Origin of the sequence: Brachybacterium sacelli (assembly GCF_017876545.1) — a bacterium.
Classification (GTDB): Bacteria; Actinomycetota; Actinomycetes; order Actinomycetales; family Dermabacteraceae; genus Brachybacterium; species Brachybacterium sacelli.
Window position 1 is genome coordinate 1,441,641 of the sequence record NZ_JAGIOD010000002.1, and the last position, 24,642, is coordinate 1,466,282.

General features: G+C 72.7%; 17 protein-coding genes. 8 read left to right on the plus strand and 9 right to left on the minus strand.

The window, feature by feature from the left end:
* Positions 1-8: 8 nt before the first annotated feature.
* The 3 genes from JOF43_RS20955 to JOF43_RS20965 all read right to left on the minus strand — a co-directional run bounded on the left by JOF43_RS20955 (position 9) and on the right by JOF43_RS20965 (position 11,818).
* Positions 9-10,484: a non-ribosomal peptide synthetase gene (locus JOF43_RS20955; protein WP_209905074.1), complete on the minus strand. Its 10,476-nt coding sequence runs from the start codon at positions 10,482-10,484 to the stop codon at positions 9-11.
* 46 nt (positions 10,485-10,530) lie between these two features.
* Entirely contained in the window at positions 10,531-10,761 is a 231-nt protein-coding gene (locus tag JOF43_RS20960) for a hypothetical protein (RefSeq protein ID WP_209905075.1), read from the minus strand.
* Positions 10,762-11,101: 340 nt separating this feature from the next.
* Positions 11,102-11,818: an EcsC family protein gene (locus tag JOF43_RS20965; RefSeq protein WP_209905076.1), complete on the minus strand. Its 717-nt coding sequence runs from the start codon at positions 11,816-11,818 to the stop codon at positions 11,102-11,104.
* Positions 11,819-12,006: 188 nt separating this feature from the next.
* Here JOF43_RS20965 and recO point away from each other — a divergent pair, with 188 nt between their 5' ends.
* Entirely contained in the window at positions 12,007-12,741 is a 735-nt protein-coding gene (gene recO, locus JOF43_RS20970; protein ID WP_209905077.1) for a DNA repair protein RecO, read from the plus strand.
* 33 nt (positions 12,742-12,774) lie between these two features.
* Positions 12,775-13,587: an isoprenyl transferase gene (locus JOF43_RS20975; RefSeq protein ID WP_209905078.1), complete on the plus strand. Its 813-nt coding sequence runs from the start codon at positions 12,775-12,777 to the stop codon at positions 13,585-13,587.
* A gap of 31 nt (positions 13,588-13,618) precedes the next feature.
* Here JOF43_RS20975 and JOF43_RS20980 read toward each other — a convergent pair whose 3' ends face one another.
* From JOF43_RS20980 to JOF43_RS21000, 5 genes are all read right to left on the minus strand, one after another.
* The gene (locus tag JOF43_RS20980; RefSeq protein WP_245354641.1) at positions 13,619-14,197 is read right to left on the minus strand and encodes a DedA family protein; all 579 of its coding nucleotides are present in this window, start codon (positions 14,195-14,197) and stop codon (positions 13,619-13,621) included.
* Positions 14,197-14,613, minus strand: a complete 417-nt coding sequence (locus JOF43_RS20985; protein WP_209905080.1) for a Fur family transcriptional regulator — start codon at positions 14,611-14,613, stop codon at positions 14,197-14,199. The genes JOF43_RS20980 and JOF43_RS20985 overlap by 1 nt, the downstream gene beginning before the upstream one ends.
* A gap of 66 nt (positions 14,614-14,679) precedes the next feature.
* Positions 14,680-15,588: a metal ABC transporter permease gene (locus JOF43_RS20990; protein WP_209905081.1), complete on the minus strand. Its 909-nt coding sequence runs from the start codon at positions 15,586-15,588 to the stop codon at positions 14,680-14,682.
* A complete protein-coding gene (locus tag JOF43_RS20995; RefSeq protein WP_209905082.1) occupies positions 15,585-16,349 on the minus strand; it encodes a metal ABC transporter ATP-binding protein in 765 nt (254 codons plus the stop codon). The genes JOF43_RS20990 and JOF43_RS20995 overlap by 4 nt, the downstream gene beginning before the upstream one ends.
* The gene (locus JOF43_RS21000; RefSeq protein ID WP_245354642.1) at positions 16,346-17,326 is read right to left on the minus strand and encodes a metal ABC transporter substrate-binding protein; all 981 of its coding nucleotides are present in this window, start codon (positions 17,324-17,326) and stop codon (positions 16,346-16,348) included. Before JOF43_RS21000 ends, JOF43_RS20995 begins: the two co-directional genes overlap by 4 nt.
* Positions 17,327-17,462: 136 nt before the next feature.
* Here JOF43_RS21000 and JOF43_RS21005 point away from each other — a divergent pair, with 136 nt between their 5' ends.
* From JOF43_RS21005 to JOF43_RS21020, 4 genes are all read left to right on the plus strand, one after another.
* A complete protein-coding gene (locus JOF43_RS21005) occupies positions 17,463-18,854 on the plus strand; it encodes a glycine--tRNA ligase (protein ID WP_209905083.1) in 1,392 nt (463 codons plus the stop codon).
* Positions 18,855-18,969: 115 nt separating this feature from the next.
* A complete protein-coding gene (locus tag JOF43_RS21010; RefSeq protein WP_209905084.1) occupies positions 18,970-20,022 on the plus strand; it encodes a DUF4037 domain-containing protein in 1,053 nt (350 codons plus the stop codon).
* 255 nt (positions 20,023-20,277) lie between these two features.
* Entirely contained in the window at positions 20,278-20,976 is a 699-nt protein-coding gene (locus JOF43_RS21015) for a ClpP family protease (protein WP_209905085.1), read from the plus strand.
* Positions 20,973-21,575, plus strand: coding sequence for a ClpP family protease (locus tag JOF43_RS21020; protein ID WP_209905086.1), 603 nt, complete (start codon positions 20,973-20,975; stop codon positions 21,573-21,575). The genes JOF43_RS21015 and JOF43_RS21020 overlap by 4 nt, the downstream gene beginning before the upstream one ends.
* Here JOF43_RS21020 and JOF43_RS21025 read toward each other — a convergent pair.
* A complete protein-coding gene (locus JOF43_RS21025) occupies positions 21,553-21,951 on the minus strand; it encodes a helix-turn-helix domain-containing protein (RefSeq protein ID WP_209905087.1) in 399 nt (132 codons plus the stop codon). The genes JOF43_RS21020 and JOF43_RS21025 overlap by 23 nt on opposite strands.
* A 138-nt stretch (positions 21,952-22,089) precedes the next feature.
* On the opposite strand from JOF43_RS21025, the gene dusB reads away from it, so the two are divergent.
* Both dusB and JOF43_RS21035 read left to right on the plus strand, forming a co-directional pair.
* Entirely contained in the window at positions 22,090-23,301 is a 1,212-nt protein-coding gene (gene dusB, locus JOF43_RS21030; RefSeq protein ID WP_209905088.1) for a tRNA dihydrouridine synthase DusB, read from the plus strand.
* 4 nt (positions 23,302-23,305) lie between these two features.
* Positions 23,306-24,640: a deoxyguanosinetriphosphate triphosphohydrolase gene (locus tag JOF43_RS21035; protein ID WP_209905089.1), complete on the plus strand. Its 1,335-nt coding sequence runs from the start codon at positions 23,306-23,308 to the stop codon at positions 24,638-24,640.
* The last annotated feature ends 2 nt before the right edge of the window (positions 24,641-24,642 follow it).

Genomic DNA, 24,642 nt, shown 5'->3' on the forward strand with positions numbered 1-24,642 from the left:
GTGCTGTCTCACCCGTGGTTCGGAGCCGACCCTCCCGCGGTTTGGTCGGATCCGCGGCCGAGCGGGAACGCGTCCAAAGCGGCGGCGACACTCTGCGCGGCCGGTTCCTCGAGCAGCTCCGTGTGGGGGGCGTCGATCCGGCGCACGGCGACTTCGCCGGTGACGTGAGGGCTCCAGGCCTCCGGGCCCGGTCGGCCCCGGGGAACGTCGCGGGTCGCCTCGAGGACGGCGAGGTCGCCCTCGACGACGGGGGTTCCGGCGGCGTCCAGGAGCGCTCCGAGGCGGGTGAAGCGCGAGGCCATGCGTTCCGCCGTGCTGACGGGCAGCTGCCCGAGCGCGTTTCCGGCCGCACGCAGGGCGCTGACCGCCGTCGCGGCATCCAGGTCGCCCTCGGGAACGGGGACGTCCTGGGCCTCCAGGAGCCCTCGCCACCGTGCCTGCTCGTCCTCGACGCCCTGCAGAGATCCCCCGTGGTGGGGGTAGGAGTCGAGGACGGCGAGCAGGGCGACCTCCTCGCCGTCGGCCTGCAGGCGAGCGGCGAGATGGTGCGCGATCCTGCCGCCGAGCGAGTACCCCAGCAGGTGGTACGGGCCGTGCGGTTGGACGGTGCGCATCGCCTCGAGGTAGTGGTCCAGCAGTTCGTCGAGGGTCTGCTCCGCGCCGTGAGGCGGCTCGTCCGTGGTGAGCCCGGGCATCTGCAGCCCGACCACGGGGCGGGGCATGCGCAGATGGGGGAGCAGGCCCGAGAAGCTCCAGGCGAGTCCGCTCGCGGGGTGGACGGCGAACAGGGGATCCCCCTGCCCCTCGGGACGCAGGGGGAGCAGCGGCGAGAGGGATTCGTCGAGGTCGGATGCCGCGGGCCGGTCGCCTCTGCCGACATCGTCCGCAGAGCGCGGGGGAGCGCCGTCGGCCTCGATCGCGAGCTGCGCCACGGTCGGGGCACGGAACAGGGTATGGACGGGGACGTCCCGGCCCAGAGCCTCGCCGATCGCGGCCACCGCGGGTCGGGCCACGAAGGAGTGCCCGCCGAGAGCGAAGAAGGAGTCGTCAGCACGGACGTCCTGGACCCCGAGCACCTCGGCGAACGCTGCCGCCACGGCGGCCTCGGCACCCTCCCGCGGTACGCGCCCGCCGCCCCCGCCGAAGGTGGGACCGGGCAGCGCCTGGACGTCGACCTTCCCGTTGGTCGTCAAGGGGATGGCGCCGACGAGGGTGATCGCGGCGGGCCGCATGTACTCGGGCAGGCGGGTTGCGGCGACCTGCTCGAGCAGGTCCGGCAGCCCGGCGCCGTCGGCGTCCTCGGCGGGCACCGCCCACGCGGCCAGGACCGTTCCGCGAGGACTGGGTACCGGGCGGACCACCGCCTGCGCAACCTCGGGACGGTCCTCGAGCACCGCGGCGACCTCGCCCGGTTCGATGCGGTGCCCACGGATCTTGACCTGGTCGTCGCTGCGCCCGAGCGCGACGACCCGGGGGCGGAGGCCGGCGGCGGCATCGCGCACGGCCACGAGGTCGCCGGTGCGGTACATGCGCGAACCGTCGAGGGCGAACGGATCGGCGACGAAGCGCGCGGCGGTGGTGGCCCCGGTACCGAGGTAGCCGTCGGCGAGCTGGTCTCCGGCGAGCCAGAGCTCTCCGACGCTCCCCACGGGAACCGGCCGCAGGTGCGCATCCAGGACGCGGGCGACAGTGCCGCAGGTCGGCGCCCCGAGGACGGGGGACGGGTTCCCGTCGATCGCCGCGACCAGGGTGTCCACCCCCGCCTCGGTGGGGCCGTAGAGGTTCCATCCTTGGACGGATCGACGCTCGTGCACCCAGGACCACAGTGCCGGCTCGACGGGCTCGCCCCCGAGCAGGAGCACGAAGGGGTTCTCCGGGTCCCGGGCATCGAGGAGATCAGCGAGCCCGGTCTGCCCGCGCAGGGCGTCGAGGTAGCCAGGTGTGGTCTCCCAGGCGTCGATGCGGTGCTGTGTGAGGGCGGCGACCAGGGCCTCGGGGTCTCGGCGCACCTCGTCGCCGATGACGTGCACCTCGTGGCCGGCCACCAGCCACAGCACCGGATCCAGGGAAGCGTCGAAGCCGACCCCCGTGGTGTGGGCGAGGCGCAGCCGGCGCCGATCGGGGTCGGGAAGCAGCGTCGAGCGGTGGCTCCTGAGGAGCTGGGTCAGCGCCCGGTGGGGGACCTGGACGCCCTTCGGCATCCCGGTGCTGCCCGAGGTGAAGATGACGTACGCCGCATCGGAGTCCGCCGGCAGGTCGGCGGGCGCCGTGCCGACCGGCAGATCGGCGCACCGCAGGATGCGATCGGCAGGGATCCCGGCCTCCCCGGCGGCCGTCACCGCCCCCTCCTCGGCGGCGTCGCCGGTGCGCAGCACCCAGGACGGCTGGGCGGTGCGCAGCGTGGCCACCATCCGCGGACCGGGCAGTGTGATGTCGACGGGGACGGCGACCGCCCCGGCCCGCCAGATGGCCAGCATCCCGGCGACGGACTCGGTGCCACGGCGCACGGCCAGGGCGATGCGGTCACCGGCGAGGGCGCCTGCTGCGCGCAACCCGCCCGCCAGGGCATCGACCTGTGCGGCGAGCTCGCCTGCGGTGAGAGAGCCGTCATCCCCGACGAGGGCGGTGGAGCGGGGCCGGTCCACGGCGGAGGCGGCCAGGGCCTCGAGCACGCCCTGAGGTCCGGTGGTGGCCTGCCACGGCTCCAGGGGCGTCGAGGCCGGGCCGGCGGGAATCTCCTGCAGGCTCCGCCCGGGATCCTCGGCGATGCCTTCGAGGAACCCGACCCAGCGGTCGACGAAGCCGCGTGCCGCCTCCTGGCTGAACAGATTCGCGTCGTACTCGAGCACGCCGTCCGCGCCGCCCTCGTCGCGGGGGCGGAGGGTGAGGGACAGGTCCACCTTGGCCGTCCCGGTGGAGTCGGGCTCCACCCGGGTGACTGCCACTCCTGGCAGCTCGAGGGCCGAGCTGCCCGTCTCCTCCACCGAGAGCATGGTCTGGAACAGGGGATGGCGGCCCAGTTGCCGTGCGGGGGCCACCGCCTCGACGATACGTTCGAAGGGGACGCCGTCGTGCTCCATGGCGTGCAGGACGGCCTCGCGGGCCCGCCCGACCGCGTCGCGGAACGGCTGCTCACCGTCGATGTGCAGCCGGATGGGCAGCGTGGTGACGAAGAAGCCGATGAGATCGGCGAGATCGGGGTCGGTCCGTCCTGCCGACGGGGTGCCGATGACGAGGTCGTTCCCGGCGCCGATCCGCTGCAGATAGCCCGCGAGAGCGGCGAACCAGGTGTGGAAGCCGCTGGCGCCGCTCGCCGCGCCGGTGGCCAGGAGGGGACGGGTGACCGTCTCCGGGAGCGTGAAACGCAGGGTGCGTGCCGGGCGCGTGGTGGCCTCGGCACGCCGTCCGTCGACGGGGAGGTTCAGCTCCGCGGGCGCATCGCGCAAGCGCTCGGTCCAGGCCTCGAGGTGGGGGTCGTGGTCGCGTCGTTCACCGTGCAGGGCCTGCTGGTGGCGAGCATGATCGGCGAACTGGACGTCCAGCGGGCGCCGCGCGGAGCGCATCCCCGCGGTACGGGCCCCGTACGCCGTGGCGAGATCGCGCACCAGCGGGCCCAGGGAGGCGCCGTCGGTCGCGATGTGGTGCACGGCGAGCGTCAGCCGCCAGCGACTCTCACCGGTTTCGACCAGTCCGGCACGCAGCGGGATCCCGGTGGCGAGCGGGAACCCGGCGGAGACGTCCACGGGGCCCTGGTGCAGGATGCCCGAGGGCGGGTCCTGGATCCGCTGGACGGGCCGCCCGTCGACCTCGGGGAAGGTGGTGCGCAGGATCTCGTGGCGCGAGACGAGGTCCTCGATCGCCGCCCCGAGGGCATCGATGTCGAGGTCACCCTCGAGGTCGGCCTCGAGGACCACCGTGTACTCGGCGGAGTCCGGATCCATCTGGTGGAGGAACCACAGCCGCGCCTGGTCGGGCGAGAGGGGGAGATCTTCGTGGGGCGGGCGCGGATTCTCCCGAGCCCATTCCTGCAGGCGTGCCGGGGCGGGCGGAACGGATGGGTCGGGATCTGCCACGACGCTGTCGCGTTCGAGCTCGTCCCCGCGGACCGCGGCGAGCAGCTGCGCCGGAGTGGGGGAGTCGAAGACCGTGCGCACGGGCAGGCCGACCCCGAACTCGTTGCGGATGCGGCCCACCAGCTCGACCGCGAGCAGGGAGTGGCCGCCGAGGGCGAAGAAATCTTCCCCGGGCCCTGCGGCGGAGACCGCGAGCACGTCGGCGACGACACGGCACATCCGCTCCTCGGCCTCATCGCGCGGGGCGCGCTCGGGCGAGGGGTCGCGCCGCGGATCGGGCAGCGCCGAGGTATCGACCTTGCCGTTCGAGGTCAGCGGGATCCGCGGGAGGACGGTGATGGTGGTGGGGACCATGTAAGCCGGCAGCTCCCGGCGCGCCGTCTCCTGCGCGGCGGCCGCCTCGACGTCCCCGGCCACCCACGCAGCGATGCGCTCGGTGGCCGGGCCTCCGGGGCTCGTGACGAGGGCGACGGCGGCACGAACGCCCGGCAAGCGCTCCAGCGCGCTCTCGATGTCGCCGGTCTCGATGCGGTACCCGCGCAGCTTGACCTGATCATCGGCGCGATGCAGGAAGTACAGGTCGCCCTCCGGCGACCGACGGACGATATCGCCAGTGCGGTACATCCGCTCGCCGTCCGCGGTGGGATCTGCCACGAACCGCGCCGCGGTCTCGGCCGCGCGACCGCGGTACCCGTCGGCGAGGGTGGACCCGGAGAGGTACAGCTCGCCGTCGACGCCGGGTGGCACCGGGCGCAGGAGGCGGTCCAGCACCCGCGCCCGCACACCGGCCACGGGCTCCCCGATCACGACGGGGCCGGGCACGATCGGGGCGACGAGCGCGTCGATCGTCGACTCGCTGGGACCGTACAGGTTCCAGCCCTCCAGGATCTCGGACCCCGCGACGCGGTCCCACAGGGATGGCGGCACGGCCTCACCACCGAGGGCCAGCAGCAACCGGCCGGGCCCTCCGGCCACGGCGTCCTCGAGCCCGACGGCCATCAGCTGTGCGGCGTAGGACGGGGTCGTCTCCACGACATCGATGTGCTCCTCCCGCACCAGCTGCACGACGGACTCGGCATCGGAGTGCACGGAGTCGTCGGCGATGAGCAGGGCGCTGCCGGCGACGAGCCACAGGACCGGGTCCCAGGCGGCGTCGAAGGCGAGGCCCGAGAGATGGAGCATGCGCGGGGCCCGCCCCAGGCGTTCGCGCAGCGGGCCGATGAGGGATTCCTCGTGCTGGACCAGCACGGTCCCCAGGGCACGATGGGAGACCTGCACACCCTTGGGGACGCCGGTCGTCCCGGAGGTGTGCACGAGATAGGCGGTGTCCTCGGGTCCCGGCGGTGCCGGGACGGCGCCACCGGCAGGGAGGGCCGCCGCAGTCAGCACCGGTATGGCCGACGCGCCGTCCGAGGCGGCCAGCAGGGCCTCGAAGCGGGTGGGGTCGGCGGTGACGACCACGCGCGCCGCGGCCGCGGCGAGCACCTGGGTGAGTCGGGCGTCGGGATGGGTGGAATCGACGGGGACCGCGACGGCGCCGGCGCGCAGCGCCCCGAGGAGGACGGTGACGGCATCGGCGTCGCGGGGCAGGGCGATGACCACACGGTCGCCGCGGCGTACCCCCTTCTCGGCGAGCCCGGCGGCGAGGGACTCGACGCGGCCGAGGAGCTCGGCGGCGGAGAGATCGCCGCGGGGGTCGAGGAGTGCGGGCGCCTCCGGCTGTTCACGGGCCGTGCGAGCGAGCCGGTCCAGCACCGTCGTGGGGGCCGGGGCCTCGGGCCCGCGGGCCCGCTCCGCGAGGCGGTGCAGGTCATCCGGTCCGGTCGTGGGCAGCTCGCCGAGCCGTACCTCGGGATCGGTGACGACCTGTGCGAGGACGCGATCGAGGCAGTCGCGCAGCCGCTCCACGGTGGGGCCGTCGAAGAGGGCCCGGTCGTATCCCAGGGTCACTCGGAGCGCTTCGTCGCCGTCGGTCCCGGGAGTGACGTCGATCATGAGGTCCGCCTTCACCCCGGCGCTGGTCGTGGGGGTGGGGACCCGCACCTGCACGCCCGGGAGCTCGAGCCGCGCCTGCGGCGCATTCTGCAAGGTCAGCAGCACCTGGATGACCGGTGGCCGGTCCAGGTGTCGGGGCGGGCGGACGGCGTCGACGACCGCGTCGAAGGGCAGCTCCTGATGGGCGTAGGCCTCGGTGTTCGCCACTCGCACGCGCTCGATGAGCTCGGAGAGGGTCGGGTCGCCGTGCAGCGAGGTGCGCAGGGCGACCGTGTTCACGAAGAATCCGACGATGTCGTCCAGCAGGGGATCGCCGCGGCCCGCCACGGGGGTGCCGATGACCACGTCGTCCCCGGTCCCGTGCTGATGCAGGGCGGTGGCGAGGGCCGTGTGCAGCACGATGAACAAGCTGGTGCGGCGCTCGGCGGCGAGGTGGCGCAGGGACGCGTGACGCCGCGGGTCCAGGTCGAGCCGGATCTCGCCGACGCCGCGCCGGTCGGCGTCGGCGGGGTCCGCCGTCCCGCGGGCGCGATCACGGGGCAGGGAGACCTCCGGTGGCGCGTCCGCGAGGGTGCGCCGCCAGAACGCGCTCTGGCGCGACAGCTCGCTGTCCGGGTCGTCCGGCGAGCCCAGGCGGCCGCGCTGCCACATCGCGGCGTCCGCGTAGCCCACGGCCAACGGCTCGCAGAACGCCTCACGGCCGGCGGTGCGGGCCGTGTACGCCTCCCCGAGGTCGCGGGCGAGCGGGGCCAGGGACCAGCCGTCGGTCGCGATGTGATGCATGGTGATCACGAGCACCGCGTGCTGGGCGGTGGTGCGCAGCAGCACGGCACGCAGCGGGATCTCCCGCGTGATGTCGAACGGCCGGTGGATCTCGGCGGCGATGACGGCCTCGAGGCGGTCGGCGGGCACGTCCACGGCCACGAGCGGGGAGGGGACCTCCTCGGCGGGGAGGATGTGCTGGATCGGTTCGCTGTCCACGGCCGGCAGCACGGTGCGAAGCGGCTCATGGCGGGCCAGGACGTCGTCGAGCGCGCCGCGCAGTGCGGCGGTGTCGAGATCTCCTTCGAGTTCCAGGACGACCGGGACCGCGTAGGCCGCCGAACCGGGCTCGAGACGGTTGAGGAACCACAGGCGACGCTGATTCAGGGAGACGGGGACCGGGTCGGGACGCTCGCCGCGCTCGGGTCTCGTCGGGGCTCGGCCACCAGGGGAGCCGTTCAGGACGCGGGCGAGGGCCGCGACGCTGGGATGCTCGAAGACGTCGCGCACGGTGACGGTGCGATCGAGGTCGTCCGTCAGCCGCGCCGCCAGGCGGGTGGCCAGCAACGAGTGGCCACCGGCGGCGAAGAAGTCCTCCTCGGCCCCGATGCCCTCCCGCTCGAGCACCGAGGAGAATGCCCCGGCCACCGCGCGCTCCGTGGCGCCCCGGGGCGCTCTGTCGTCGCGGGCGATCGCGGTGGACGGATCGGGCAGCGATGCCCGGTCGAGTTTGCCGTTCGCGGTCGCCGGGAGCCGTTCCAGCACGAGCACCGCGGAGGGCACCATGTACTCCGGGAGCTGATCGCGCAGACCGTCGCGGACCTCGGCGGCGATGTCGGCGTCCGTGCGCCCGGAAGCCGAGGCGACGTAGCCGATCAGCCGAGCCGTCGCCCCATCGCCCCGGACGAGCGCTGCGGCGGCGGTGATGCCGGGATGTCCGCGCAACGCCGCTTCGACCTCGTCGATCTCGACCCGGTACCCGCGGATCTTCACCTGGTCGTCCAGACGCCCGAGGAACCGCAGGGTGCCGTCGGCGCGGCGGCGCACGCGGTCGCCCGTGCGGTACATGCGCGAGCCATCGGCCGCGAAGGGGTCGGCGACGAAACGCTGGGCGTTGAGTCCCGGTCGGCCGATGTACCCGCGTGCGACGCCATGGCCCGCGAGATACAGCTCCCCGATGCCGCGGTCGGGGACCGGCGAGAGGCCGGCGTCGAGCACGTAGTGGCGGCTGCCGTCCACGGACTGCCCGAGGTGGGGCAGCCGGCCCTCCTCGATGGGGGCGACCAGGCTGTCCACCGTCGACTCGGTGGGGCCGTAGAGGTTCACCGCGTGGACACCCTCCCGGGCGGCGAGGGCCGCCCAGAGGGCCTCTCCCACGGCTTCCCCACCGAGTGCGATCTCCGTCGGGTGGTGGTCCCCCTCCAGCATCCCGGTCGCGAGCAGGGCCTCGGCGAAGGAGGGCGTGGTCTCGAGGGCGTCGATGCGCTGGTCGGCGAGATGGGCGGCGAGGCGTTCGGGATCGCGGCGCACGTCGTCCTCGATGACGTGGAGTTCATGGCCGGAGATGAGCCAGAGCAGGGGGTCCCACGAGGCGTCGAACGAGAGCCCGGCGGTGTGGGCCGCGCGCAGCGGACGGCCGAGGCGGGCGGCGGCCGGATCGTGGATCGTGCGGCGGTGCTGCTCCAGCAGGCTATGCAGGGATCGGTGTTCGACGGCGACGCCCTTGGGACGACCGGTGCTGCCGGACGTGAAGATCACGTAGGCGAGGCCCTCGGGCCCCACCGTCGGAAGCTGCCTCGCCGGGGATGAGGGGCGGCGCCACGGCGCCGTCTCGGAGTCGACGAGCAGGGTCGGGAGGGTCCACGAGGCGCCGTCCTCGCGGTCCTGCGCCTGCTGGCCCACGGTGGTCAGCAGAGCGGCGGGGGCGGCGTCCTCGAGCATGTGCGTGACGCGGCCGACGGGGTAGGCGGGGTCCAGGGGCACGTAGGCGGCCCCTGCCCGCAGGATCCCCAGCACCATCTCGGGCAGGCGGACCGTGCGGCCGACGCGGACGGCCACCCGGTCGCCGGGCGCGACGCCCTCCTGGATCAGGCAGTGGGCCAGGCGGGTCGACTCGGTCTCGAGGTCGGTGAAGCTGCGTTCGCCGTCCTCGGCCACCACAGCGCGATCCTCGCCCCGCAGATGCACGGTTCCACGGAGGGTGTCGAGGACGGTGCTCGGCGCCTCGGGGGATGTGGCGCCGTGCCCCAGGGCGAGCAGCGCCTCCCTCTCCTGCCTCCCCGTCAGAGGGGCGGTGAGAGCAGCGGTGTCCTGCGGAGCATCGAGCATGGCGTCGAGCAGGCGCAGAAGTCGCCTGCCGTGGTCGCGCAGGGTCTCCGTGCTGTGCAGTGCGCCATCGCCCTCGAGGCGGAGCACGGGGTCGGCGGCACCGCTGCGCAGATCGCTGAGGACGATCGAGAGGTCGCGCACGGGGCCGGTCGACAGGATGTGGACGGTCCCGCGGGCGGTGCCGAGGCGGAGGTCGTCGATGACCGGCAGCAGATTCACCGAGGGGCCGGGGTGCACGGGGGCGGCGTCGACCTCTTCGAGACGGAAGCGCTGGTGGCTGACGGCCGCGCGGACGGCGTCACCGGCACCGGTCACGACGTCGGCGAGCGTGTCGCGCGGGCGCACCGGCACGCGCAGCGGGAGGATGCTCGAGAGCATGGACGGAGTCGTCTTCGCGACCCGACCTCGGCGGGCGGTGACCGGGAGCCCGAGGGGCACGTTCTCGGTCCCCGTCATCCGGGCCAGGTACACGGCGATCGCCGCGATGACGGTCTTGGGCAGAGTGCGCTCGAGGGTGGCGAGGCGCTCGGCACGCTCAGTACCGAGGGGGATCCCGAGCCGGACGACCGTCGACGCGATGCCCTGGGCCCGGCCCTCGAGTCCTTCGGGGGTCTCCGCTTCCGCGAGGGCCTGCGTCCAGTAGTCGGCATCGGCGGCATGCTGCGCGGAATGCTCGTAGTCCTCGAGGTCGCTGTGGAGAGCGGCGAGCGATGGCAAGGGGGAGGGCACCGTGGCCAGGACGTGCGCGAAGCCGGCGGCGAGGGGGCGCGGCACTCGGGTGCGGGGGAGGAGTCTCGCCATCCCGGAGATCCGGGTGTAGGTCTCGGCCACGTAGCGCAGGGCGATGACCGCGGAGTACCCGTCGATCAAGATGTGGTGGATGCGCAGGAAGAAGAGTGCTCGGTCCTCGGCGATCAGGAAGAGCGTCGCCCCGAAGAGGTCCTCGCCGTCCAGCGCTCGCGGGGTGGACAGCTCCCGATCCATCGCGGCCAGGGCGTCCTGCTCGGCGCGATCCGCGCCGAGCTCCCGCAGGTCCCGCACGCGCAGCAGGTCCGCCGTGGGCTGCGGCCGGCGGATCTCGCCGAAGGGGCCGTGGGCGTCCTCCTGGATGTGCAGGCTCAGCGCCTCGATGTCGGCGACCATCTTGGTCACCGCGATGCGCAGCAGGGAGGGCTGGACGTCCCCGCTCAGGTCGAGGTACTGGCCGATCTGGAACGTCGGGTTCTCCGGGTCCAGGTGCTGGGCGTACCAGATGCCGCGCTGGGCGGCGGTGAGCGGGGTGCGGCCGGTGACAGCTGGCGCGGCCGAGGACGTGCGCCTCTTCACGGAGAGGATCTCCTTTGCGGGACGACGAAGGGTGAGCAGGTGGGTGCTACTGCTGGAACTGGCCGAGCTGCAGGGTCTCCAGCACCCCGTCGGCGCTCACGAGCGGCCCGTCGACGAGAGGCCCCTGGACCAGTGAGGTTCCGGAGCTGCTTGTCGCGGAGGGGGTCTCGGCGGCGTCGGCCGCGGGAGAGGCGCTGGCCGCGGGGGCGGCGAGGGCGATCCCCGTGAGGGAGAGGGCGGCGGTGGTGACGGCGAGGCGTCGGGTGCGCTGGATCATGATCGGTGGCTCCTGTGACGATGCGAGAGAGTGCCGGACACCGTGAGGTCGATGCTTCGGTGTCGGGTGGTTCGCAGCGGAGGAGGAAGTGGATTGGTCTGCGGGCCGGGGTCATGCGTCCGGAGGTGGAGCGCTTCGCGCCCCGCCGGTCGTGGCACGGCCCGCGTGACGTCGAGGATCGCACCGGGGCAAGGATCTCCCGGCGGCGTGATGGGCAGGCCGAGGTCGCCGTCGCACGCAGGGAGGAGACGGTTCTCTCACCGTCGGCATCCGGGTGAGGGCAGTCAGCGACCCACGACGCCGGGCAGGTGCGGTGAGGCCGAAGCCCTCGACGTACGGGTCAGTCGAGGGGCGGGAAGCTCGTCCGCGCCGACGTCGCGATCCGGCCCAGCTGGGCGCGGTCCGACAGGGCGCCGAGGATCGCACCCAGGCCCGGGATCGCCTTGCCGAACAGCCGGGTGGATCGCAGGCCGAAGCGGCGCAGGAGCCGCCCGCCGATCGCGCTCGCGACCTGGGACTGCCCGGTGGCGGGCAGCTTCCCGGCGACGCCGCGGGCCGCGGCGCCCGAGACCGGTCCGAGGTCGACGTTCTTCAGCACGTCCCCGGACTCCTCGCCGAGGAGGGAGGCGAGCACCCGCACGCGGACCTCCTGGTCCTCGAGGTCGTAGCCGCGCACGACCGCGATCGCCCCCACCATCCGCGTGGACTGCACGTAGAACTCGACGACGTTCGTGGGCAGCAGGACCGGGAGGGTGACGAATCCGCCCAGGCCGGTGAGGAACCCGCCGACGGTCACGCCCCGCCGATGCCGACGCACGATCCGTCGCATCGCCACCTCGGGGCGGCGCCTGCCGCGGCCTCGCCGGGCACGGCGCGCGACATCGGCAGCGGAGGAGTAGGTGAGCTTCCCGTCGAGGCCCATGTCGCGGATGATCGTCACCATCCGCTCGAGCGCGCCGCCCGAGGAGTCGTCCCCGCCGCGGCGGGCGTCCTTCAGCGCCTCGCGCGCGGTGCGGCGAGTCGTCTCGTCGCGGCGCAGCATCGAGAAGATCCCCATGGCGTCAGCCTCCCTGTTCTCCGGCACCGAGTCGACGCGGTGCGGTGGCTCTGGCCGTCATCATGCCGCCTCCGACCCCGCCGCGCCCACGCCCCGACCGCTCGGTGCGCTCTCGTGAGGGACCTCGCGGGCGACACCGCGTCCGCATCCGCCGGTACAGGCGGGGGCGGTCGTAGGCTCGAGGGACCATGATGCAGAAGCTCTACCGGGACGACGCGATCGTCCTGCGCACCCATCCGCTGGGCGAGGCCGATCGCATCATCACGCTGCTCACCCGGCGCCACGGCAAGGTGCGGGCGGTGGCCAAGGGAGTCCGCCGCACCGGCAGCCGCTTCGGCGCCCGCCTGGAGCCGTTCAGCCTGGTCGACGTCCAGCTCCATGCCGGGCGCAGCCTGCACACCGTGACCCAGGTCGTCAGCATCGAGGCCTTCGCGGTCGGGATCTGCGCCGAGTACGGCCGCTTCACCGCCGCCAGCGCCATGCTCGAGACCACCGACCGACTCACCGATGAGGTCGTCGACCCCAATCAGCGTGGCTTCCTCATGCTCGTCGGCGCGCTGCGCGCCCTGGCCGAGGGACGGATCGCCCCACCCCTGGTGCTGGACTCCTTCCTGCTGCGCACCCTCGCCGTCTCCGGATGGGCCCCTGAGCTGCAGGTCTGTGCGACCTGCGGCGCCCCCGGCCCGCACCACGCCCTGGACATCCGCGCCGGCGGGCTGGTGTGCACGGCGTGCCGGCGGCCCGGGGCGATCGCCGTCCGCCAGGCCACGGTCGAGCACCTGATCTTCCTGCTCGCCGGGGACTGGGAGAATGTGGTCGATGCCGACGAGACCGTCATGCAGGAGGCGGGCCGTCTCATCACCGATACCGTGACCTGGCATCTCGAGCGCACCGTGCGTTCGTTGAGCTACGTCGAACGCTGAGTGCGCCCCGCGCCCGATCCCAGGAGGACGTCCATGAGCGGTGCATCCGCGCCCGGCTACGAGGAGCCGTTCGAGCACCCCAGCGGGGCGCGGGTCCCCCAGCTGCCCGCCCCCACGATCCCGCGGCACGTCGCCGTGGTGATGGACGGCAACGGACGGTGGGCGAATCGCCGCGGCCTGCCCCGCACCGCCGGGCACGAGGCCGGGGAGGCCGCGCTGCTGGACGTCGTCGCCGGCGCGCTGCAGATCGGCGTCACCCACCTCTCGGCCTACGCCTTCTCCACCGAGAACTGGAAGCGGTCACCGGAGGAGGTGCGGTTCCTCATGGGCTTCTCCCGGTCGGTGCTGCGCCGCCAGCGCGACACCCTGAACTCCTGGGGGGTGCGCATCGTCTGGATCGGGAGGGAGCAGCGCCTGTGGAGCAGCGTGATCAAGGAGCTGAAGGCGGCCGAGCAGCTCACCCGCGCCAACACCCGCATGACCCTGTACATGTGCGTGAACCACGGCGGCCGCGCCGAGATCATCGACGCGGTCCGGGAGATCGCCGATCAGGCCCGCTCCGGGCGCCTCAGCGGTCGCGGCATCACCGAGAAGAGCCTGGCGAAGCACCTGAGCGATCCCGACATGCCCGATGTCGACCTGTTCCTGCGCACCAGCGGTGAGCAGCGCACCTCGAACTTCCTGCTGTGGCAAGCCGCCTATGCGGAGCTGGTGTTCGTCCCCGAGCTGTGGCCCGACGTGGACCGCGTGGTGCTCTGGCGCGCGATTACCGAGTACGCGCGCCGTGACCGCCGGTACGGGGGCGCCATCGACGCCCCGGGCGCGAGCGCGGCGGGGACCGCCTGAGGCCGATCCGGAGCCGACGGGTGAGCCGGGGTCAGGACGATCGTTCGTCGAGCACCTCGACGGTGTCGGGCGGCGGCGCCGAGGTCGTCCCGTCGGCGGAATGCGTCGCGTCCTCACCCTTCCCCGTCTCCTCACTCCGCGGGGCGAGCGGGCCGGTGCGTCGTCTGTGCCGCAGCAGCGCGGCGATCAGGAGGACGACCAGCGCGAGCACCCCGACGGCCGCCCAGGGGGAGCGGACGAACAGCTCGAACCAGGCGGCGAAGGCCACCAGCCCGATGGTGGCGTAGATGACGGCCCAGGCCAACCCGCCGAGGGCGAGGGCCGGGAGATACCTCCTCAGCGGCATCCCGGTCAGTCCGGCCGCCGCGTTCGCTGCGGTCTGGAACCCGACGGTCAGGAAGCTCAGGCCGACGACGGGGGCGCCCCAGCGGTGGACGATCTCGGTGGCCCGCTGGACCCGCGGGGACTCGAGGAAGGCCGCGATCCTCCCGCGGCGGACGGCGCGTCGCGCTCCCCGGCCCACGGCATAGGTCGCCCCGGCGCGCAGCCAGATCACCACGTACAGCAGGCCGACGGCCTGCAGCAGCGGCAGGGACTGCACCCACTCCATCATCGCGACGCGGACCCGTCCGGTTCGCCTCCGGTCCCTGCGTGCTCGGTGCACAGCCCGAACACCTCGAGCGTGTGGTCGAGGTCGGTGAAGCCGTGCTCGTGGGCGATCGAGGTCATGGCGTTCTCGAGCCGGGGCGCGAGGAACTCGACCGTCCGGCCGCATTCGCGGCACACCAGATGGTGGTGGTGGCCGGTGTCCTCGCACTGGCGGTACAGGGACTCCCCGTCGCCGGCGACCAGGACGTCCAGCCGGCCCGAGGTGCTCAGCGCCTGGAGGTTGCGGTACACGGTGGCCAGCCCCACGGTCTCGCCGTCTGCCTTCATCTGCTCATGGATCTGCTGGGCGCTGCGGAAGTCGTCCTGCCGCGACAGCGTCTCGAGGATCGCGGCGCGCTGGCGGGTGTTCCGTTGCATACCCCGATTGTCCCCCATCCCGCCCGGCGGCTCCATCCCTCGTGAGCTGATCGACGTGCGCCCTGCTCAGCGGCTCCGCACCGCGTCGCGTTCGGCGACGGGCCCCGGGCCGCCCTCGGCCGCCGCGGCGCCGGGGGAGGGCAGCAGGGCCCGGGCGAGCATCGCGAGCACGTAGACGGCGATCGACAGCAGCACGATCACCCCACCGGGCGGGAGATCCACGTAGACGGTGATCAGCAGGCCGCCCAGCGCGCAGACCACGGCGATCGCCATCGCGGTGCGCATCGTCCGGGTGAAGCCGACGACGAGCTGCTGGGCGGCGGCGACCGGGACGATCATCAGCGCCGAGACCATCAGGGCGCCCACGATCCGCATCGAGAGCGTCACGGTCAGCGCCGCCATCACGGCGACCAGCACGTTGACCGCGCGGACCGGCAGGCCGGAGGCGCGGGCGAACTCCTCGTCGCCGGTCACTGCGGAGAGCAGTCCGCTGAGGCCGAGGCCGATCGCGAGCACCACCACGGCTAGGACCAGGGCGATGACGAGGTCGGGCGCGGTCACCGTCGACAGGGAGCCGAAGAGGTAGCCCATGAGGTTCTGCGAGGTGCCGCCGGCGAGCTGGATGATCACCACGCCGCCCGCGATGCCGCCGTAGAACATGATCGCGAGCGCCACGTCGCGACTGGTGTGGCTGACCTCGCGCACGTACTCGATGGCCACGGCCCCGATCACGGAGGCGGCCAGGGCGCCGGGGATGGCGAGCAGATCGGCGGGGGTGGCGGTGGTCCAGGCGCCGACCAGCCAGCCCACGGCCACTCCCGTCAGCGCGACGTGACCGAGCCCGTCGCCGAGCAGCGAGAGGCGCTTCTGGACCAGGTAGGTCCCGACCACGGGGGCCGTCAATCCGATCAGCACCGCGATGATCAGCGGGTACCGCATCAGGTCGGAGGTGAGGAGGTCGAGGGGGGAGATCATGCGGGGTGGATCTCCTGTCCGAGGCATTCGTCGAGCGGGGCGGCGTCCTCGAGGTGGTCGTGGCCGGGGTCGAGGTGGGGACGGTCCCGCTCCGCGCCGTCGTGGACGATGCGCCCGCGGTCCAGCACCACGGCCCGTCGGATGTCCGGTGCCAGCTCCCCGGTCTCGTGCAGGACCACCAGGATCGTGGTGCCGCGGGCGGAGAGCTCGCGGAACAGCTCGGCGATGAGGCGCTGGGTGGGCAGGTCGACGCCGGAGAAGGGCTCGTCCAGGACGAGGAACTCCGGGTCCCGCACCAGGGCCCGGGCGATCATCACGCGGCGGCGCTGCCCCCCGGACATCCGGGTCACAGGGCGGCCTGCCAGGTCTTCGAGGCCGACGTCGCGCAGCGCCCGCAGCACGCGCGGGTCACGGGTGCCGGGGAACCAGGAGCGGGAGCCGAGCAGCCCGCTGGCGACGGTCTCGCGGGCGGTGGCGGGGATCGAGCCGGCCTCGATCGAGTCCTGCGGGACGTAGCCGAGACGGTCGTGCGCCCGAGCTCGCTGCACCGGGGAGCCGAACAGGTGTGCCGTGCCCGCCTCGATCGGCAGGACGCCGACGACCGCGCGCAGCAGGGTCGACTTGCCCGAGCCGTTCGCGCCGAGCAGGGCGACCATCTCACCGGGATCGATCCGCAGGTCCACCTCGTGCAGGACACGGGCGCCACCGCGGGACACGGCGAGGGAGGAGACGTCGAGAACGGGACCGACGGGGGTGCTCATGCCCAGCTCTCCAACAGCTTCCGGCAGTTCTCGCGCATCACAGCAGGATAGTCGACGTCCTCGTCCAGCTGCGTCTCGAGGTTGTCGAGCTCGTCGCTGTCGACGCCGACGTTCTCGGCCAGGGTCTGGGCGACCTTCGGCGAGGCGGTGGTCTCGAAGAAGATGGTGGTGACCCCCTCCTCCTCGATGACCTTCTCGAGCTCGAGCAGCCGCTGCGGGGAGGGCTCGGTCTCGGGGTCCACCCCGGCGATGCCGACCTGGTGCAGGTCGTAGCGCTCGGCGAGGTAGGCGTAGGCGGCGTGGCTGGTGATGAAGGTGTGCTCGCCCCCGACGGTCCCGAACTGCTCGGTGAGCTCGGCGTCGAGCTCCTCGAGGTCGGTGCGCACCTCCTGTGCGGCGGCCGTGAAGGCCTCGGCCCCGTCGGGGTCGATCTCCCCGAGGCGGGATCCGAGCGCGTCGGCGATCTCGGCCAGTCGCAGCGGGTCGTGCCAGAGGTGGGGATCCGCGGAGCCGTGGTCGTGGCCCTCGTGCTCCTCCTCGGCGTGCTCCTCGCCGCCGCCGTCGGACGCCTCCTCCTCGTGGGTGTGACCGTCGGCCGGGAGCATCTCGATCACCGAGGAGACATCCAGCACGTTGTCGCCCGGTCCCGAGGTGATCGCGTCGTCGAGAGCGGTCTGGTAGTGCGGGATCTGGAGCACCAGCCCCGCTTCCTGGACCGTCATCACCTGCTTGACCGACAGCTCGAGCCCGTGGGCGTCGGCCCCGGGGGTGGCGAGGTCCGTGACGCTCACGCGGTCGCCGCCGATGCGTCGCGCGAGGTAGGTCAGCGGATAGTTCGAGGTCACGATGCTCACACCGTCCCCCGGACCGCCGGCTCCTCCGCCGCCGTCGCCGCAGGCGGCGAGCACGGCAGTGCCCGCCCCGAGACCGGCGAGGGTGAGCAGGGAACGGCGGGAGGGGTGCGGCATCAGGGACATGACAATCATTCTCACCAGCGCTCCGGGGGCGCGCAAGTCGACGGGGCGCGTGGGAAGGGTGCGCGTGGGCACCGTCACAGCGGCGCCGTCGCTATGCTGGACGGGTTCTGACCACCCCGTCACCAGGAGTCTCCCCGTGGCCAAGGCCCCCGCCAGCACGCTGGACAACGTCATCGCTCTCACGAAGAAGCGCGGCTTCGTGTTCCCGGCCGGTGAGATCTACGGCGGTACCCGCTCCGCATGGGATTACGGCCCGCTCGGCGTGGAGCTCAAGGAGAACATCAAGCGCCAGTGGTGGCGCACCTTCGTCCAGTCCCGGGCCGACATGGTCGGTCTGGACTCCTCCGTCATCCTGCCCAAGCGGGTTTGGGAGGCCTCGGGCCACGTCGCGACCTTCACCGACCCGCTGGTGGAGTGCCGCAGCTGCCACAATCGCTTCCGCGAGGACCACCTGCTCGAGGCCTTCGAGCAGAAGAAGGGCCGCGCCCCCGAGGGGGGCCTGGCGGAGGTGCCCTGCCCCAACTGCGGCACCCGCGGCGAGTACACGGAACCCCAGCAGTTCTCCGGCCTGATCAAGACCTACCTCGGCCCGGTCTCCACCGAGGCCGGCCTGACGTACCTGCGCCCGGAGACCGCCCAAGGCATCTTCGTGAACTTCCTCAACGTCGTCAATGCCACCCGCCAGAAGCCGCCCTTCGGCATCGGCCAGGTCGGCAAGGCGTTCCGCAACGAGATCACCCCGGGCAACTTCATCTTCCGCACCCGCGAGTTCGAGCAGATGGAGATTGAGTTCTTCACCCCGCCGGCGGACGCCGATGAGCACTTCGCCCGCTGGGTGGAGGACTGCTGGAACTGGTTCATCGACCTCGGCCTGAAGGAGGAGAACCTGCGCCGCTTCGACGTGCCCGAGGACGAGCGTGCCCACTACAGCACCGGCACCATCGACTTCGAGTACCGCTTCGGCTTCCAGGGCAGCGAGTGGGGCGAGCTGATGGGCATCGCCAACCGCACCGACTTCGATCTGGGCAGCCACACCGAGGCCTCCGGCACCAAGATGCAGTACTTCGACCAGGCCTCCGGTGAGCGCTACACGCCCTACGTCATCGAACCGAGCTTCGGCCTGACCCGTTCGATGATGGCCTTCCTCGCCGACGCCTACACCGAGGACGAGGCCCCCAACACCAAGGGCGGCGTCGACAAGCGCACCGTGCTGAAGCTCGATCCCCGCCTGGCCCCGGTCAAGGCCGCGGTGCTGCCGCTGTCCAAGAGCGAGGACCTGGTGCCCCGTGCCACCGAGCTCGCCGATCGCCTGCGGAAGCACTGGAACGTCGAGATGGACGTCTCCCAGGCGATCGGCCGCCGCTACCGTCGCCAGGACGAGATCGGCACCCCGTTCTGTCTCACGGTCGACTTCGAGACGGCCGAGGACCAAGCCGTGACGGTTCGCGAGCGCGACTCCATGACCCAGGAGCGCGTGGCCCTCGACCAGGTCGAGTCCTACCTCGCCGCCCGTCTGCTCGGCGCCTGAGGCTGCCGACCGCCCCGATAGCCGGGTGAGGACCGATGTCGTCGTGAACATCGGTCCTCACCCGACGATCGCGCTCTCGCCGGCCGGGCTCCGAGGTTGATGGAAGAGTGTGCCCATGCCCGCCGCCCTCGCCTCCGGACTCGAGCTCTCCCGGGCGTACTACGAGCACGTCGTCCGCCCGCTCCTACACCGGCACACCCCGGGCCTGCCGCACGCTGCCGCGCGATCGGGGTCGGGCTCCGACGTGCTCGGCTTCGACGACGAGCAGTCGCGCGACCACGATTGGGGTCTGCGCCTGACGCTGCTGGTGGAGGACGGGCGCGCCACGGAGATCGACGCCCTGCTGGAGCGCGAGCTGCCACCGACCTGGGACGGCCTGCCCACCCGTTTCGCCACCACCTGGGATCCCGTCGTGCGGCAGCGGGTCGAGGTCGCCCCGGCCGCCGAGTTCGCGGCTTCGCGCCTCGGGATCGACGCCGCTCGACTCCAGGCCGTCGGCGGCGACGGGCTCACGCTGTCGGACTGGTTGTCGCTGACCGGACAGGCGGTCCTCGAGGTCACTGCCGGAGCGGTGTTCCACGACGGGACCGGCGCGCTCACCGCGCTCCGCGAGCGCCTGGCGTGGTATCCGCGGGACGTCTGGCTGTACGCGCTGGCGGCCGACTGGTCGCGGCTCGGGCAGGAGTTCCCGGACGTCGGCCGCGCCGGTCTGCGCGGGGACGAGGACGGCGCGGCGGTGATCGCCGCCCGCCATGTGCGCACGCTGTTCCACCTCGCCCATCTCCTGCATCGGTGCTGGCCGCCGTACGGCAAGTGGCTCGCCCGTTCCTCGGCGCGCCTCCCGGGCGGGGACCGGCTGCGCACCGTCGCCGAGGAGGTGCTGGCGGCCCGTGACTGGCGCGCCCGCCAGGAAGCCCTCGCCGCGGCCGCCGAACTGCTCGCCGCGGTGCAGGGCGAACAAGGGCTGCCCACCCTGGCTCCCGCCACTGAGCCGTTCCACGAGCGTCCCCACATCGGCCTGCGCGCGCTGCCCGAGCTGCTCGCCGAGCAGATCCGGGACCCGGCGGTGAGGGCGCTGCCGATCGGCGCCGGCACGGCCGAGCAGATCAGCGACAACGTCACCGTTCTCGTCGACGCCGCAGCCCGCCGCCGCCTCGTCGGCCCCTGAGGCCGCGGCGTCGCGGCGTCGCGACGTCGGTGCGGCGTCGGGGTGACCGTCCTTGCCGCGTCGCCATGAAGCAGTAATGCGCAGGGACGACCGGTGCTGCGGCGAACACCGGTCGTCCGCGTACATCACTGCGTCCGGCGGTAGCGGGGAGGTCGGCGGTCGCCGGGCGAGTCGAGGATCGCGCCTCTGCTCTGCGCTGATCAGCGCACGACGGAGAACGGCCCGCCCGGGTACGAGCAGGACGAGTCTGGATCCATGACACCGACGACGACACCACGCCTCGAGGACTCCACGCAGACCCCGCCCGCCGACGGACTCGGCACGCTCACCGCCACGCGGCTGCTCCACCACCGGATCCTGCTCCTGGACCGGGAGCTGGACCAGGACAACGGTGCCCGACTCAGCGCCCAGCTGCTGATGCTGGCCGCCGAGGACCCTCACCGCGACATCACCGTGCTCATCAACTCCCCGGGAGGCCTGGTCCCGGCGATGCTGGCGATCGGCGACCTCATGGATCTCGTGCCCTGCGACGTGCGCACGGTCGCACTCGGCATGGCCTACAGCGCCGGTCAGTTCCTGCTCACGCGCGGCACGGCCGGCAAGCGGATGATCCTGCCCCACGGCCAGGTGCTCATGCACCAGGGATCGGCCGGGTTCGGGGGCAGCGCGGCGGACATCGAGCTGCAGGCCGAGGATCTCCGTCGCAGCCGCGACCTCCTGATCCGCCTGACCGCTGAGCGCACCGGGCAGAGCGAGGTGACCATCGCCCGCGACTCCGAGCGCGACCGGATGTGGGACGCCGCCGGCGCCGTCGAGTACGGGTTCTGCGACCACATCGTCACCTCGCTCGAGGAGATCCTGCCGCTGGGGATCGCCGCGCGCAGCGCGACCTCCCTCGGCCTCACCAGCGCCCCGCCCACCCGCGACGAGAACCCCTCAGGAGACCCCCGATGAGCAGCTACCCGATTCCCAGCGTCATCGAACGCACCCACACCGGGCTCGAGCGCAGCGCCGACGTCTACTCGCGCCTGCTGAGTGATCGCATCGTCTACGTCGGCACCCCTATCGACGACGGCGTCGCCGGCGCCGTCATCGCCCAGATCCTGCACCTGGAGAACGAATCGGCCGACGTGCCGATCCAGCTCTACCTCAATTCCAGCGGCGGCGACGCCCAGGCGGTGCTGGCCATCTACGACACCCTCACCTATGTGCGCAGCGCGGTCGCCGTGACCTGCGTGGGTCAGGCAGTCGCCGCCCCCGTCGTGCTGCTCGCGGCAGGAACCCCGGGGATGCGGGCGGTGCTGCCGCACACCCGGGTGGTGCTGCACCCGCTCGAGGCCCAGGCGCGAGGCGCCGTCCCGGACCTGATCCTGGCGACCGAGGAGGTCGAACGGATCCGCCGCGCCCTGGAGGCGCTGCTGGCGGAGCACACGGGCACCGACCTCGCCACGGTGCGACGGGACCTCGAGCGTGAACGGGTGCTGGACGCCGGCCAGGCCGTGGCCTACGGCCTGGCCGACGAGGTCCTGGTCAGGCGGCCGACAGCAGCGTGAGAGGACTTCGGTCAGCGGGTGACGTCGCGGAGACCTCGGCGCCGGGGGCGCCCGAGGTGGGCCGACGCGAGGAGCCGCCCGCGGCGGTCCCCGTCAGATCCAGGACCAGCGGCCGCCGGACCGGGTGATCGGCGACGATCGCCTCGTCGGCGACGCGCAGGAGCAGCTCGGGGACCCCGACGGCGAGAGCACCGGTGATCGCGGCCAGCATCTCGGAGGAGGGATCCTTCCGTCCGCGCTCGACGTCGGAGAGGTGCTGCATGCTGATGCCCGCCGCCTCGGCGACCTGGGCCAGAGTCCGACCCTGCCGGCGGCGCTCGTCACGGAGCGCGGCGCCGACCAGTTCGCGCAGCAGCGGCTCGAGATGCCCGTCCATGGGCCGAGGATACGCCCGGCCCCCGGGCAGGCATCCCGCCCTCTGCTGTGAGCGGAACCTCCCTCCCCAGACCCGCCCGATGCACATCACCCCCGGTGCACCTCCCGGAAGACGGGAGCAGGTGGGACAATCGAGCCGATGACCACCCTCGACGCCGCACCCGCCCCTCGGGCCGTCCCCGACGGCTCGACCCGACGCACCCTGACGATCGGCCCCCACACGGTCGACACCCCGGTGGTGCTCGCGCCGATGGCGGGGATCACCAACATGGCGTTCCGCCTTCTGTGCCGCGAGTTCGGTGCCCTGCACAGCCAGGACGACGGCGGTCTATACGTCTCCGAGATGGTCACCACCCGGGCCCTGGTCGAGGACCACCGCGAGTCCTGGCGCCTGGTCACCATGGGGGAGCGGGAGACGCCCCGCTCGGTCCAGTTGTACGGGGTGGACCCCACCACGGTGCGGCGAGCCGTGGAGATGCTGCGCGAGCGGGACGTGGTCGATCACATCGACCTCAACTTCGGCTGCCCCGTCCCCAAGGTCACCCGTCGCGGGGGCGGAGGCGTGCTGCCGTGGAAGACGGAGCTGTTCACGCGGATCGTGCGCGCCGCGGTCGAGGCCGCGGGGCCCGAGGTGCCGGTGACCGTCAAGACCCGTCTCGGCATCGATGACGACCACCTCACGTACCGCGATGCCGGGCTGATCGCCCAGGAGGTCGGCGCCGCCGCGATCGCGCTGCACGGCCGCACCGTGGTCCAGCACTACTCCGGGCAGGCCCGCTGGTCACCCATCGCCGACCTCAAGGAGCTCGTCACCGACATCCCCGTGCTGGGCAACGGTGACATCTGGTCCGCCGAGGACGCGCTGACGATGATGGAGCAGACCGGCTGCGACGGTGTCGTCGTCGGGCGCGGCTGCCAGGGGAGGCCCTGGCTGTTCGCCGACCTCGCCGCGGGCTTCGCCGGGAAGCCGGATCGGATCCGGCCCACCATGGGCGACATCGCACAGATCCTGCGCCGCCACGCCGAGCTGCTCGTGGAGTTCTTCGAGGACGAGGGCCGGGCCCTACGCGACCTGCGCAAGCACGTCGCCTGGTACTTCAAGGGCTATCCCGTCGGCGGCGATCTGCGCCACCGCCTGGCCACCATGGAGTCCCTCGCGGACCTCGACGCCAAGCTCGCCGAACTCGACCTGTCCAGCCCGTACCCGGGCGAGGCGGTCGAGGGTCCCCGAGGCCGCGCCGGCTCCCCGAAGCGCGCCGTCGTCCCCGAGGACTGGATGAGCACTCGCGAACTCAGCCCTGACCACGCCGAGCGTCTCCACGAGGCCGAGCTCGACACCTCGGGGGGCTGAGGCGATGACACCTGTCGACCCCGTGGAGTCCGCGGAACCCGCGCGCCCGCCCGCCGGCTACACCGAGGCCGACCTCGAACGCTGGACCACCGAGCCCCCGAAGTCCCAGGCCCGCACCCCGTTCCAACGCGACCGCGCCCGCGTGCTGCACTCCTCGGCGCTGCGCCGCCTGGGCGCGAAGACGCAGGTGCTCGGCGCCGGCGCCAACGACTTCGTGCGCACCCGCCTCACCCATTCCCTTGAGGTCGCCCAGGTGGGCCGCGACATCGGTCTCGAGCTCGGCTGCGACCCGGACGTCGTCGACGCCGCCTGCCTCTCCCACGACCTCGGCCATCCGCCTTTCGGGCACAACGGCGAGAAGGTGCTCGACGCCCTGGCCTCCGACATCGGAGGCTTCGAGGGCAACGCCCAGACGCTGCGCCTGTTGACCCGTCTCGAACCGAAGATCCTCGGCGAGGAGCGCCCCTTCGGCCTGAACCTCTCCCGCGCGAGCGTGGATGCGGCGATCAAGTACCCGTGGGCCCGGGGGAAGGGGCCCGACCCCGCCTCCTCCAAGTTCGGGGCCTACGACGACGACCTCGACGTCTACCGCTGGGCCCGCGAGGGCGCCGCCCCTGGCCGCAAGTGCTTCGAGGCCCAGGTGATGGACCTCGCCGATGACATCGCCTACTCCGTCCACGACATCGAGGACGCGATCACGGGGCTCACCCTGGATCTCGGGAAGCTGCAGGACCCCATGGAGCGCGCCGCGGCGCTGTACGTGGTCCAGGACTGGTACATGCCGCACGAGTCCCTCGACGAGCTCGACGCCGCGCTGCAGCGGCTGGAGGCGGAGCCGAGCTGGCTGCGCTCCTTCACCGGCTCGATGCGTTCCGCCGCGGCCCTCAAGAACATGGCCAGCCAGCTGATCGGTCGCTTCACCCGCTCCGCGATCACCGCCACCCGCGCCACCCACGGCGAGGGGCCGATCTCCCGGTACGGGGGCGGCATGGTGGTGCCGGAGCAGACCCACCTCGAGATCGCGGTGCTCAAGGGACTGGCGGCCGCCTACGTCATGTCCTCCGCCTCCCAGCGCCCCGTGTACGAGGCGCAGGAGGAGATCATCCGCGACCTGTTCTCCCGGCTGTGGAACACCGGCACCCAGTACCTGAGCCCCCTGTTCGCCGAGCTGTGGGATGCGGCCGCCGACGACACCGCCCGCCGGCGGGTGATCGTCGACCAGGTAGCCTCCTACACTGACGTCACCGCGCGCCGGCTGCACGAGGTGCTGTTCGACCGCGAGATCACCCATGTCACCGCCGCGGACACGCCGCTGCCCGGACTCGGATCGGAGCTGTGAGC